We start from the raw sequence: 12,620 nt of genomic DNA on the forward strand, positions 1-12,620 counted from the left end.
TCGCCGGGTCGGCTACCCCGCTGGTGCCTATTCAAGATCCAGGATCAATCCATATTCAGCCGAATCCATCTCCGCAAGTCCGTGCTGTGGATAGACGTTGCGCGAAGCACCACTGACCTCGTTCAACAGTCGCCTGTTGATCCGATTGTCGATGGCAAAACGGCGCGTCGAGGCGAACGCGCACCGCGCAATGATATGCGCGGACGTCACCCTATCGGCAGTTTCATGTGAAGGAAGCCAGGTTTCACTTGGCCATCCGCGTTGACAGGAACTGTACCGTCGATACCGGGTGCGTCGCCGAGCCCAGCTTCCGCGTCGCGCGCTACGACCTTAAAGCAAAACGAGTGAAGGTCCGCTCTGTTGTCATTCGCGATCAGTTCGAGCCAGCAGCGAGACCTGTCACCAACGTTGGGCCCCGACAACGGAAGTCATTCGATTCCGCGACGGGCTCGCGATGGGCCACGGCGGATTGACGCTACCGCCGCCGTATCACAAAAGCCGATGGCCCGGCGGGCTAGATCTGGTGTCTCGGGACTGTTCAAGTCCACCTGCTAAAAATATTATTGTTGCTTTTCTGTTCGAATCAGTTCATAACTACCCCGTCTCGTTCCAGATGGGGCGTATCGCGATCGTCAGACACGCGGGATGAGATGCGGTGGACGCGGCAGCGTTAGGCGTGCAGGGGTCGCAGGGCGGATTGATCTCCGTGAGCGAATACCAAGGCCAGTCTGTGGCAAGCCGGCGTCCACCTTTTTTCGGAAAATGCTCTAAAGTGCCTTGATTGAATCCTGGGTCGCCGTGCACGCTGTTGGGAACTCCTGGATGCCGCCAAGACCAGAAAAGGCGTTGCTATTCGACATTGACGGCACGCTCGCCGACACCGACGCGCTTCATTTGGAAGCTTTCAAACTGGTTTTAGGCCCCCGTGGTCATGTCTTTGATCACGGACGCTTCTCGATCGAACTTCAGGGTTTTTCCAACGCCTCGATCATCGAGCGATTTTTGGCGAATGAGCCGCCGGATCGTCAAGTTGCCATCATGGAAGAGAAGGAAACAGCCTTCCGCAACCTCGTCTCTGGTCGGATCAAGCCGACGCCGGGATTAATGACACTTCTGGCCCTCGCGGATCAGGCAAGTATTGCAATGGTCGCGGTTACCAACGCTCCACGTCTGAATGCCGAAATGCTGCTATCCGGACTCGGGATCATGCACCGGTTCAAAGCCGTTGTGATCGGCGATGAACTTCCGCACGGCAAGCCGCATCCGCTGCCATACCTGGAAGGCTTGCGCGCGGTTAACGCCGCCCCCAATCTGGCCGTGGCGTTCGAAGATTCCCGCTCCGGCATCAAGTCTGCGTCCGCTGCAGGCATTGCGACCATAGGAATTCGCACGAGCCTCAGCCATGCCGATATGATCGAAGCCGGTGCACTCATGACGGCCAAGACCTTTGACGATCCAGAACTGATCAAATTGGTCTCGGCGACAATGAATTGGTGATACGCACCCGCGCGCTCGACACGAGCCTCATCCGCAGATCGACCCGCGCTACGAAAGCGTCGCACGCGCCACGGCGGATGATCGCCAACCTGCAAGCGTACCAAATCGACATTGGCTTGTGAACTAGCTCACATCGGCTTGCAGCGTCGAGGAGTATAAACGGCTGACCCCGTCGTGGGGCGGCCACATCGTGATGATTGCATCAACGATCATTATTTTTGATCAACCGAAGATGCCATCTGAAAAGTCCTGTCGAGCGTTTTCGTTGCGGTAAATCAGCTTCGTAAACCTAACGGAATTGCGGGCCAGTGCGTGGGTCGGCAACGCGCGTGGCGCCCTCTCGCAGCTTGGGAGTCTGGCGTCAGTCAGTAACCACCGAACTCCGAGGATGGAGGTTAGAATGGCCAGCGAACTGATTTTCGCGGTATTTGGTTTGAGTGGGGTTGCAGCGGGGTTCTTTGCAGGGCTGTTCGGCATTGGCGGAGGCCTGATCATGGTTCCCGTCCTCGTCTACGCATTCACGACGACAGGGATCGCCACGCAGCAAGCGGTGGCCATGTCTCTCGGAACATCCATGGCGGCGATCGTATTTTCGGCGGCGCAGAGCGCCTATGGCCATTACCGACGGGGTAGCACCTCGACCGAGATGATCCGCCGCGCCGCACCCTGGGTGGTCGTCGGCGTCGCCTTCGGCAGTGCGGTTGCCGCCGAAACGCCAGCGATCCCGCTGCTCACTTTCGTGGCTTGTTTTCAGTTTTTCGCGGCTGCCTTGATGATTACCGATGTGTCGAAGCTGGCCGCGCTGCAGATGGTGGCACGGTGTTCGTTCGCACTGAATATCTTCAGTCTGGCTTTCGGGGGCATTGCGGCGCTGGCCGGGATCGGAGGAGGGACGTTGTTCACGCCTTATTTCAAGGCTGCCGGCATGGAGCCGAAGCTCGCAATCGGCACTTCGGCAGCCATCGGATTGCCGGTAAGCTTGGCAGGGGCGCTTGCTTATGCCTGGGAAGGCCGCAACGTACCGCTCGGTCATTGGATGATTGGCTACATCAATTTGCCCGCCCTGATAGCTCTGGTTGCAGGAACCCTCGTAACCGTGCGCCTCGGTGTGGCAGTCGCGCATTGGCTGCCCTCGCGGATGCTGGCGGGGTTATTCGCATTGTTTCTGGTGTTAAACGGCGCGCACCTGCTGTATTCGGCCTTGACGTGAAGCCCGCCATTGGCGCCCGACTTTTCGAGTGAGGTAGATCAGCGCAATCTCGCTTTGCTGCCGAAGCTCGCGAACAACCCTAAAGTTCCTGGCCAGTTCGGCGCTTGTCCAGCGGCGGCGGTGCCGAACCTCGTCCACCGGTTCTGACTGGCGGGCGCCGGCGACGATGGGCGCATCGTCGCTGGTCGCGCTTCGCGAGCGCTGGCCCCTATACTTCCACCATATCGAAATCGCTCTTCGGCGTGCTGCAGACCGGGCAGACCCAGTCGTCGGGAATGTCGGCCCATCTGGTGCCCGGCGCCAGGCCTTCTTCAGCGTCGCCCTTTTTTTCGTCGTAGATGTAGCCGCAGGTCCGGCACTGCCAGGTCTTGAAGGGTTCGCTGCTCATCTGGATTTTCCATCTGCTAAGGAAGGCTCGGTCCGACAAACTCGATGGCGGAATTTAGGCGTATATGCGAGATCGCTTCTCGGTTCTATCAGCCATTGCGAACCGACTGATCACAACGACAGCGGCTCGGTCCGGGTCTCGATCGAAGGCAGCGGCTCGCCCTCGATCTGGGCCTCGAAACCCCGCAGCCGCTGATAGATCGAAATCAGTTCGACGATGGTGCTCCACGCATTGACCAGATACTGAAACGAGGTTCTGACCTGTTCGAACGAATTCAGGATCTGTTGCATGGCTCCGAGCGTGATCTTGCCGGCAACGATGGTCGGTCCGAGCAGGACGTAGGGAAAGACCTGGTCGCTCTGCAGATAAACGTAGCGGCCGACATTGAAGTACATGAAGTTCAGATAAAGCCGGAAGTAGTTCCTGCGAATGTTTGCGAACAGTTCGCTCAATGTCGGTGGATCGGCGCGGGCCGGATCATCCTCGCCGAGCACCAGTTCCTTGCGATAGGCCGCTTCGACCCGCTGGTTGAAAAACTCGATCCCGGGCAGGCGGATGCCGATCAGCGCCAGCGCGCCGGTTCCAAGCACCGACCAGATGATCGCGGCGAACACCAGCGGATAGGGGATGGGACCGATCAGGGGCAGTTCGGTGACATCACCGGAGAGCCTGACGAGAACCGGCAGGAAGGCCAGCAGCGTCAGCACAGCACTGATGAGATTGACGCCAAGACCTTCGACGGTGGTTGCAAACCGCATGGTGTCTTCCTGCACCCGCTGCGAAGCGCCCTCGATCGTGCGCAGCCGCGGCCAGTTGGCGATGTAGAAATCGTTCATCGCCGTGCGCCAGCGGAAGATGTAGTGGCTGACGAAGAAATGCGTCATCACCGCGACCGTGATCGCGACCAACGCGATGCCGGCGAAAGTCGACAATTGGCTGTAGAACTCCTCGATCGTGACCGTCCCCGGTTTTGAAAGCGCGGCCTGGACCAGGTCGTAGAACGCTCCATACCAGCTGTTGATGGCGACGCTGACCTCGACCTGAAAGTAGGTGGTGAACAGGATCAGCGCCGAACCGAGGATCGACCACGGCGCCCAGGGATGCGGAGCCACCACCATCCAGGCGCCCGCGAAGAGGGCGACGCTGATGACAAAATAGAGATCGAACCAGAGCGACCGCGTCGACCAGAACATCGCCACGCCGACCGCGGGCGACGCCGACGACCCCACGAGATCATCGGCGTAGCCATACCAGAATGTCATCGCCAGCGCTGTCCAGAGGATGGCCGACAGGAAGAACAGCTTGGGGCGGGGGAAAAATGAAACAAACATGCCTGGATATCCACGCTCGGGTGAGAGGACCTTCGCACCCGTTTATAGGATACGGTGTCCGCGGCGAAAGGGCCGAAACACCAAATGGACGGAAATTAAGGAAGATCAGGGATGGCGAGGCTGATCCTGGCCGCAAACATGGCAAACTATCCGGCGGCGCATTTCCCTTGGCTTGTCCCTTCGCCTGGCGGGGCCGGCCAGTAGAACGAACTCATGGCGCGGCCCGGATCATGGCGGCGGCTTTCTCGCCGATCATGATCGAGGGCGCATTGGTATTGCCGCCGATCAAGGTCGGCATGATCGAGGCATCCACCATCCGCAAGGCCTCGACCCCGCGCACGCGCAATTGCGGATCGACCACGGCCATTGCGTCGACGCCCATGCGGGCGGTCCCGACCGGATGGTAGACCGTATCCGAGCGATTGCGCAGGATGGCGCGAATGTCGTCGTCGGAGCGAACATTCCCGCTGTACATTTCCGCGGTCCGCCATTTTGCCAGAGGCTCGGCATCCATGATGCGGCAGGTGATCTTAAAGGCCTTGACCATGGTCTCGAGATCGTCGGGATGATCGTAGAACTTCGGATCGATCTGCGGAGCCGCCGCCGGATCGGCGCTTTGCAACGTCACCGCGCCGCGGCTCTTCGGACGCAGCAGGCAGACATGGCATGCAAAACCGTGGCCGAGATGCCTTGCGCGGCCGTGATTGTCGGCCATGGCCACGCTGAAATGCAGCTGGATATCTGGCACGGCAAGGTTCGGATCGGTCTTGAGAAAGCCGCCGCATTCCGCGACGTTCGAGGTGATCATGCCGACCCTGCGCTTGCGGTAACGTCCGATCTCGCGCCAGAGCCGGCACAGGCCGGCGAAACTGCTGCCGAAGAGATCAAGGCTGCCGGAACGGTAGCTCAAGGCAAAGTCAATATGGTCTTGCAGATTCTGGCCGACGCCGGGCGAATGGTGCACGACTTCGATGCCGAGGCGTTGCAAATCCGGCGCATTGCCGATGCCTGACAGCATCAGCAGCTGCGGCGACTGAAACGCGCCGCTGCTGACAATGACCTCGCGCCGGGCCCGCACCGAACTGGTTTTGCCGTCGCGGCCGAATTCGACGCCGGTGGCGCGTTTGCCGTCGAACACAATTTTGCTGGCTGGTGCCGCGGTCACGACCTTGAGGTTGGGGCGCGACAGGTTCGGTTCGATATAGGCGCGCGCGGCACTGCAGCGTTCTCCATTTTTCTGGGTGACCTGATAGATGCCGAGCCCAAGCTGATTTTCGCCGTTGAAATCGTCGGTGACGGGAAGCTGCAATTGCCGCCCGGCTTCCAGGAAAAAGTCTTGAAAGGGATTTTCCGTTCTGAGTCTTGCAACATTGAGGGGGCCGCCGCGGCCGTGGAAGGCATCGTGCACGATCTCGTTGTTTTCGGATTTCTTGAAATAGGGCAGCACATCGTCATAGGCCCAGCCGGCGTTGCCGAGCGCCGCCCAGCCATCATAGTCGGTGCGATGGCCGCGGATATAGACCATGCCATTGATCGCGCTCGATCCGCCCAGCGCCTTGCCGCGCGGCTGATAACCCTTGCGGCCATTGAGTCCCGCCTGCGGCACGGTATCGAACGCCCAGTTGTTTCTGCTAGAAGGGACCATGATCGCAATCCCGATCGGCGCCGTCACCACCCAGCCATTGCCGGCCCCGCCGGCCTCGAGCAGACACACCGTGACATCAGGATCCTCGCTGAGGCGGCTCGCCACCACACAACCGGCCGATCCGCCGCCGACGACGACATAGTCGAACTCTTGCACGCGCGCTCTCCCTGTTCGAGCCGTTTTGCCTTGCGACATATGGAATCGCAGCGTGGGCAAACAAAGGCGCCCTTCGCGCCGTGCCCACCTCCTGCTCGAACTGGTGGACACGCCAACGGTTCGCGCGTTCGCGCGCTCCGCTGGCTTTGCCCACCCTACGCAAATTCCTCAACAGAGGCTCGTCTTACCCCGCGAAGGCGGGGAGGAGCGTTGGTTACCGCCCTCGGGCTTCGGTTGGCTCATCAACATGAAGATCCCAAGCCTGAGAGGTTGAAAACAATTCATCGAGACTGACAAGAAAAACATCGCCACCTCATCGTTTGCGGGTTCAACACCGGCCTACGACCGACCCGTTTGGATTGAGCAGGTGGGTGCGGGGGGCGCCGAAGGAGGGCGACCACAAGGTACCGCCCACAACCTGAGCTTGACATCTTGCATTTTTGCAAGTGCAATGCATACCAGCGACCGCGATAACAACAACACCAATCGGGGGGAACACCGATGAGCGAGCGATCCACGGCATCGACCGTAGGCTGTGCCGTTGCTGTCGGGCCCAGGACTGCCGGCTTGCGGGGGGCGTGATCAGTGGCCGCGATCGGAGCTGCCCGTCGCCGTTACCTGAATGCTGCGCAAGCGGGCGCCTTGGCGTTTGGCTTGGCCAACGTTTCTGCCTTCGCCGGCGAGGGGCAGGCCCTGCAGGTTTCGAACGCCTGGGTGCCGGTCTCTGATACGCAAGGCGTCGACGTGCCGCTGCTGATGACCATCAAGAACCAATCAACCGAAGCGGATGCGCTGCTGCGCGTCAGCTGTCCGGCCGCCAATTTCTCCGAGAAGCATACGGTCGATCGCGGCGAAGGCGCGCCGGCCATGCGCGCCATCAAGTCGATCCCGGTGCCGGCGGCCGGCGAGATCACGCTCAAGCCGGAGGCCTATCATGTGATGCTTTTGCAAACCCGGCAGGTCCTCGCCGAAGGTGACACTTTCAGCTGTTCACTCATGTTTCAGAAAGCCGGAAAGCTGGAAACGGAGGTGCATGTCATCCGCCCGAGATAGCGGCGGCGAACCCATGGATCGACGGTCTCACGGGATCCGTTGGCCGAAGACCTTGAAAAACTGCTCACTGACAAAAGGCTTCTCACCCGACCACCCGGCCATGCCGGGCGGTCAAACCCTTCAACGAAGACGCCACGGGAGGAAACACCATTATGACAGGCTTAGCCTCGATACGAAAACTGCTCCTGAGATCCACCGTACTCGCCGGCCTGTTGGTCCTGGCCGGGACGCTCGGCCCGACGCCGCTCCGCGCCGCCGACGACACAACCGTCACGCAGGAACGACTGCTCAACGCCGACAAGGAGCCGGGGAACTGGCTGATGCACCACAAGAGCTTCTCGGCGCAGCGCTTCTCCAGCCTGAAGGAGATCAACCGCGATACCGTGAAAAACCTGAAAGTCGCCTGGACCATGCAGCTCGGCGGCGTCGAAGGCGGCGGCATCTGGACCCATGGCGGTCTCGAAGGCACGCCGATCGTCGAGAACGGTTTCATGTATGTCACCGACGGCTGGGGCTCGGTCTACAAGATCGACACCCATGGCGGGAAGGGATCGCTGGTCTGGAAAATGGATCCGAAGACCGATCACGACTGGGCCGGCGCCGTCGCCTGCTGCGGGGTCGACAACCGCGGCGTGGCGCTGTCGGGCAATCTGGTGATTTCTCATACCCTCGACGGCCGGCTGGTTGCAACCAACAAGGACACCGGCCAGGTCGCCTGGCAGCGCAAGGTCGCCGATCCTGACAAGGGCGAGGTCATTACCGGTGCGCCGCTGATCGTGAAGAACATGGCGATATCAGGCGTCGCCGGCGCCGAATACGGCATCCGCGGCTGGATCGCGGCCACCGATCTTTCAACCCAGAAGGAAGTCTGGCGCACCCACACCATTCCGGGCAAGGGCGAGCCAGGAAGCGACACCTGGAAGGACGATGTCAACGCCGCCGCCAGCGGCGGCGGATCGACCTGGGTGACCGGAAGCTATGATCCGGCGACCGACACCATCGTCTGGGGCGTCGGCAATCCCGGACCGGACTGGGACAACCAGTATCGGCCCGGCGACAATCTCTACACCGACAGTTCACTGGGGCTCGATGCCAATACCGGCAAGATCAAGTGGCACTATCAGCACACGCCGAACGATCCCTTTGACTATGACAGCGTGGCGGAGAACGTGCTGGTCGACGTGCCCGGGCCGAACGGACCCCTGAAGCTGGCGCTGGAGGCCGATCGCAATGGCTTTGGCTATGCGGTCGATCGCACCACCGGCAAGTTCATCTGGGGATTGCCGTTCGTGAAGAAGGTCACCTGGACCAAGGGACTCGATGCGGAATCCGGCAAGCCGATCGAATATGATTCCAACAAGCCGGTGCAACACTACAATGCGGCAGTGACGCCGAGCCGTGAGAACATGGAGACGGATATCTGCCCGGGCAACATGGGTGGCAAGAACTGGCCGCCGACCGCCTACAATCCCGAGCTAAAGCTCTGGTATATCCCCGTGATCGAAAGCTGCAACCACATCAAGGTCGAGGTCACGACGCCGGACAAGCTCAAGCCGCGCGAATTCTTCACCGGCGGCGGACCGAGCCAGCCCGTGCGCATCACCGGCAGCGTCACCGCGGTCGATGTCACCACCGGCAAGGTCTCCGGCAAGTTCGAGACGCCGTTCCCGCTGCTCGGCGGCATGCTGGCGACGCCCGATCTGGTGTTCACCGGCCAACCCTCGGGCGAAGTGATGGCGCTCGACGGCAAGACGTTGGAGAAAAAGTGGGAGTTCAACACCGGCGGCGGCGTCAGCGCGCCACCGATCACCTTCGCGGTTGACGGCAAACAGTACATCGCGATCCTGGTCGGAATGGGTGGGGCTTGGGACAAGTGGTTCATCGATTCCACGCCTGAGCTGAAGAAGATGCAGCCGGGCTCGATGCTCTACGTGTTCGCGCTCTAGGCTTTTGCGATCTGGAGGGCTCGGTGACACCCGAGCCCTCCGACCTGGTTCCGCAAAAATAAATCACAAAGAAAATCGAACAGAGAAATCCGATGAACGGCTTCAATATTTCGATGCGCGCCATCGCGGTCTCGATCGGCTTCACGCTGGCCACATGCCTGGCAAGCGGCACGGCGCTGGCGCAAGCGACGCCGGATCCGACCGACGCCGGCAAGGCTGTCTACAAGCGCGCCAATTGCATGGGGTGTCATAAATGGCACGGCAATGGCGGCGGCGGCTATGGCGGTGACGCGCTGTCGCTGCGCCGGACCGAGCTGTCGCGCGAGCAGATTGCCGAGACCGTAGGCTGCGGCCGTCCCGGCACCGGCATGCCCTTTTTCTTGCGTGACGCCTATGACGAAATCGAATGCTACGGCAGCCATCGCGCCGACATGGCCGGCCACATGCCGCCGGAGGCCAACATCTTCCTGCGCTCCGCCGACATCAGTGCGGTGGCCGACTACGTGATCGCGCATATCAAGGGCAAGGGCGAGCCCAGCTATGCCGACTGCATCAGCTTTTTCTCCGAGGGCTCGAAAGTCTGCAACATCTACAAGAGCGAGCCGGCGCAATCGGCGGAGAGTACGGGAAAGACACAGTGATGCTACGAGTCCACACCGTGGTGGCGACCCTACTGGTCGCCATTCTTCTTCAGGTCCTGGTGCTGTCTGTCGCGCCGGTACGCGCCGATGACCGGAGTGCCAATGACCTGCGCGATATCCGGATCGGCATGGCCGCGCGCGAGCTGCCGAGCCAGGGCTACGCCGATCTGGCCTGCGCGAACGGCTCTGCCGGCAAGCTGGAGAACTGGAATCAATGGGCCGATTGCCCGGTCGGCCCGTCGCAGCTGCGCGCGATCCGGTTCGGCTACGATCCGGCGATCGATCGCGAGGGGACGAAAGTCGCCGGTCATCCGGTGATCCTGACCTTGCTGGTGGACGACACCGGCATCGTCGCCGGCCTCTTGATTGCGACCGATCCGAATTCCCGGCTCTACATGCACAAGAAGGCGTTCCTGCTCGGCGCGCAGGCGAAGTCCCGCTACGGCGCCGAGGGCTGGAACTGCACCGAGCGCCAGCCGGCGGCCGACGAGCAGCCGGTCGGCGGGGTCTATGTCAATGAGCAATGCCGCAAGTCGGTGAACGACCGCACCGTCACGATCGAGCGCCGGTTGTTTCGCCATGAAGGTGAGGAGCTGAAGAATTTTACCGATGAAACGCGGATCAGTATTTTGGCTGTCAAAGGGTAGCAAGCATTTCGGAGGGTAGGCAAAAGGCGCGAAGAGCGCCGTGCCACCTCTCGCTTGAACATGGTGGCAGAGTCCACGGCGCACACCCGCGCGGCCCGTCGGCCCTGCGCACCCCTCCGGATTTTTTCCTGACCCAAATGTCAAACAGCCAAACCGCCATTGCGAGCCATCGGGTCGTGCGACCGCGCGGCCCGATGACAGCGAAGCAATGCAGCTTTGGTGCCGCAAAACGAAAGTTGGTTTGCTTCGTCGTAAGGGCTCCTCGTCGCGGAGCCTGTCATCGGGAACGTCCTCGGGGAAAGGTCGGAGGCGGCGCGCAGCGACATTTCCGGGTGAGGGGGACTCTCAGCGAATCGAGCTGATGGAGAGAGCCCCTCACCCCACCCTCTCCCCGCAAGCGCGGGGCGAGGGAGAAGACCGCCGCTCGCTACGGCTAGCTCCGCAAGCCCGGGGCTTCCTGCCCGGTACGCGTGACATATTCGGTGTAGCCGCCACCATACTGGTGAATGCCCTCGGGCGTCAGTTCCAGTACCCGGTTGGACAGCGCGGCCAGGAAGCGGCGGTCGTGCGAGACGAACAGCATGGTGCCCTCGTATTGCGACAGCGCCGTGATCAGCATCTCCTTGGTCGCGAGGTCCAGATGGTTGGTGGGCTCGTCCAGCACCAGGAAGTTGGGCGGATCAAACAGCATGATCGCCATCACCAGGCGCGCCTTCTCGCCGCCCGACAGCACCCGGCATCTCTTCTCGACGTCGTCGCCGGAGAAGCCGAAGCAGCCGGCGAGCGCGCGCAAGCTACCCTGGCCGGCCTGCGGGAACGAATCCTCCAGCGACTGGAACACCGTGCGCTCGCCCTCGAGCAGGTCCATGGCGTGCTGGGCGAAGTAGCCCATCTTGACGCTGCCGCCGAGCGCCACCGTGCCGTCATCCGGCGGCGTCGAGCCCGCCACCAGTTTCAGAAGCGTCGACTTGCCGGCGCCGTTGATGCCCATCACACACCAGCGCTCTCTGCGGCGCACCGTGAAGTCAAACCCGTCGTAGATGCGCCTTTTGCCATAGCCTTTCTGCACCTTCTTCAAGCTAACCACATCTTCACCCGAGCGCGGGGCGGGGAGGAAATCGAACGCCACGGTCTGGCGGCGCCGGGGCGGCTCGACCCGTTCGATCTTTTCCAGCTTCTTGACCCGGCTCTGCACCTGGGCGGCGTGCGAGGCGCGCGCCTTGAAGCGCTCGATGAATTTTATCTCTTTTGAGAGCATCGCCTGCTGGCGCTCGAACTGGGCCTGCTGCTGCTTCTCGGTCAGCGCGCGCTGCGCCTCGTAGAATTCGTAATTACCCGAATAGGTCGTCAGCGTGCCGCCATCGATCTCGATGACCTTGTTGACGATGCGGTTCATGAATTCGCGATCGTGCGAAGTCATCAAGAGCGCGCCTTCATATCCTATCAAAAACTGCTCCAGCCAGATCAGGCTCTCCAGATCGAGATGGTTGCTCGGCTCGTCCAGCAGCATCGCGTCGGGGCGCATCAGGAGGATGCGCGCAAGCGCCACCCGCATCTTCCAGCCGCCCGACAGCGCGCCGACATCGCCATCCATCATCTCCGGGCTGAAGCTTAAGCCGGCCAGCACCTCGCGCGCCCGGCCTTCCAGCGCGTAGCCGTCGAGCTCCTCGAAGCGGTGCTGCACCTCGCCATAGCGCGCGATGATGTCTTCCATCTCCTCGGCTTGGTCTGGATCGGCCATGGCGGCCTCCAGCTGATGCAGCTGGTTGGCAACCAGGCTGACCGGACCGGCGCCCTCCATCACCTCGGACACCGCGCTGCGCCCTGACATGTCGCCGACGTCCTGGCTGAAATAGCCGATGGTGACGCCGCGATCGACCACGAGCTGGCCTTCGTCGGGGAGTTCCTGCCCGGTGATCATGCGGAACAGCGTAGTCTTGCCGGACCCGTTGGGACCGACAAGGCCGACCTTTTCACCTTTCTGGAGCGCCGCGGACGCCTCGATGAAGAGAATCTGGTGACCGATCTGCTTACTGATGTTGTCGAGACGAATCATGGGCACACGTAGCTGGAGCGGGATATCGCGGCCGCTGCTTAGGCCATGTG

The 12,620-nt window shown here is 61.4% G+C and carries 11 protein-coding genes; 7 read left to right on the top strand and 4 right to left on the bottom strand.

From position 1 onward, the window contains the following. The 3 genes from ABSG20_RS17125 to ABSG20_RS17135 all read left to right on the top strand — a co-directional run. Positions 1 to 231, top strand: a 231-nt coding sequence (locus tag ABSG20_RS17125; protein ID WP_423865698.1) for a hypothetical protein, incomplete at its 5' end; no start/stop codon positions are given. A gap of 591 nt (positions 232 to 822) precedes the next feature. Then, positions 823 to 1,497: an HAD family hydrolase gene (locus ABSG20_RS17130; RefSeq protein ID WP_423865699.1), complete on the top strand. Its 675-nt coding sequence runs from the start codon at positions 823 to 825 to the stop codon at positions 1,495 to 1,497. A gap of 400 nt (positions 1,498 to 1,897) precedes the next feature. Continuing rightward, positions 1,898 to 2,707: a sulfite exporter TauE/SafE family protein gene (locus ABSG20_RS17135; RefSeq protein WP_423865700.1), complete on the top strand. Its 810-nt coding sequence runs from the start codon at positions 1,898 to 1,900 to the stop codon at positions 2,705 to 2,707. A 208-nt stretch (positions 2,708 to 2,915) separates the two neighbouring features. On the opposite strand, the gene ABSG20_RS17140 is transcribed toward ABSG20_RS17135, so the two are convergent. The 3 genes from ABSG20_RS17140 to ABSG20_RS17150 form a co-directional block, all read right to left on the bottom strand. Beyond that, positions 2,916 to 3,095 (bottom strand): rubredoxin, encoded by a 180-nt coding sequence (locus ABSG20_RS17140; RefSeq protein ID WP_423865701.1) that lies wholly within the window; start codon positions 3,093 to 3,095, stop codon positions 2,916 to 2,918. A 110-nt stretch (positions 3,096 to 3,205) separates the two neighbouring features. Beyond that, positions 3,206 to 4,426 (bottom strand): peptide antibiotic transporter SbmA, encoded by a 1,221-nt coding sequence (sbmA, locus tag ABSG20_RS17145; RefSeq protein WP_423865702.1) that lies wholly within the window; start codon positions 4,424 to 4,426, stop codon positions 3,206 to 3,208. 211 nt (positions 4,427 to 4,637) lie between these two features. Next, the gene (locus ABSG20_RS17150; protein WP_423865703.1) at positions 4,638 to 6,266 is read right to left on the bottom strand and encodes a GMC family oxidoreductase; all 1,629 of its coding nucleotides are present in this window, start codon (positions 6,264 to 6,266) and stop codon (positions 4,638 to 4,640) included. A gap of 546 nt (positions 6,267 to 6,812) precedes the next feature. Here ABSG20_RS17150 and ABSG20_RS17155 point away from each other — a divergent pair. The 4 genes from ABSG20_RS17155 (at position 6,813) to ABSG20_RS17170 (ending at position 10,514) form a co-directional block, all read left to right on the top strand. Further along, complete coding sequence (locus ABSG20_RS17155; protein WP_423865704.1) at positions 6,813 to 7,280, top strand: copper chaperone PCu(A)C; 468 nt, start codon at positions 6,813 to 6,815, stop codon at positions 7,278 to 7,280. Between the two features lie 152 nt (positions 7,281 to 7,432). Beyond that, entirely contained in the window at positions 7,433 to 9,226 is a 1,794-nt protein-coding gene (locus tag ABSG20_RS17160) for a PQQ-dependent dehydrogenase, methanol/ethanol family (protein ID WP_423865705.1), read from the top strand. A 92-nt stretch (positions 9,227 to 9,318) separates the two neighbouring features. Beyond that, a complete protein-coding gene (locus tag ABSG20_RS17165) occupies positions 9,319 to 9,867 on the top strand; it encodes a c-type cytochrome (RefSeq protein WP_423865706.1) in 549 nt (182 codons plus the stop codon). Then, positions 9,867 to 10,514 carry a hypothetical protein gene (locus ABSG20_RS17170; protein WP_423865707.1) on the top strand — a complete coding sequence of 216 codons (648 nt, stop codon included), beginning with the start codon at positions 9,867 to 9,869 and terminating at the stop codon, positions 10,512 to 10,514. Before ABSG20_RS17165 ends, ABSG20_RS17170 begins: the two co-directional genes overlap by 1 nt. Positions 10,515 to 10,947: 433 nt before the next feature. Here the strand turns inward: ABSG20_RS17170 and ABSG20_RS17175 are convergent, their stop codons facing one another. Continuing rightward, complete coding sequence (locus ABSG20_RS17175; protein ID WP_423865708.1) at positions 10,948 to 12,570, bottom strand: ABC-F family ATP-binding cassette domain-containing protein; 1,623 nt, start codon at positions 12,568 to 12,570, stop codon at positions 10,948 to 10,950. Positions 12,571 to 12,620 lie beyond the last annotated feature (50 nt).

This window comes from Bradyrhizobium sp. (assembly GCF_049512235.1).
In the GTDB taxonomy this organism is placed as follows: Bacteria; Pseudomonadota; Alphaproteobacteria; order Rhizobiales; family Xanthobacteraceae; genus Bradyrhizobium.

Excerpts from the sequence above, each read along its gene's own strand:
- ABSG20_RS17170 (WP_423865707.1), top strand. The coding sequence starts at position 9,867 with ATGCTACGAGTCCACACCGTGGTGGCGACCCTACTGGTCGCCATTCTT.
- ABSG20_RS17140 (WP_423865701.1), bottom strand. The coding sequence starts at position 3,095 with ATGAGCAGCGAACCCTTCAAGACCTGGCAGTGCCGGACCTGCGGCTAC.
- ABSG20_RS17130 (WP_423865699.1), top strand. The coding sequence starts at position 823 with ATGCCGCCAAGACCAGAAAAGGCGTTGCTATTCGACATTGACGGCACG.
- ABSG20_RS17165 (WP_423865706.1), top strand. The coding sequence starts at position 9,319 with ATGAACGGCTTCAATATTTCGATGCGCGCCATCGCGGTCTCGATCGGC.
- sbmA (WP_423865702.1), bottom strand. The coding sequence starts at position 4,426 with ATGTTTGTTTCATTTTTCCCCCGCCCCAAGCTGTTCTTCCTGTCGGCC.
- ABSG20_RS17150 (WP_423865703.1), bottom strand. The coding sequence starts at position 6,266 with ATGTCGCAAGGCAAAACGGCTCGAACAGGGAGAGCGCGCGTGCAAGAG.
- ABSG20_RS17175 (WP_423865708.1), bottom strand. The coding sequence starts at position 12,570 with ATGATTCGTCTCGACAACATCAGTAAGCAGATCGGTCACCAGATTCTC.
- ABSG20_RS17135 (WP_423865700.1), top strand. The coding sequence starts at position 1,898 with ATGGCCAGCGAACTGATTTTCGCGGTATTTGGTTTGAGTGGGGTTGCA.
- ABSG20_RS17160 (WP_423865705.1), top strand. The coding sequence starts at position 7,433 with ATGACAGGCTTAGCCTCGATACGAAAACTGCTCCTGAGATCCACCGTA.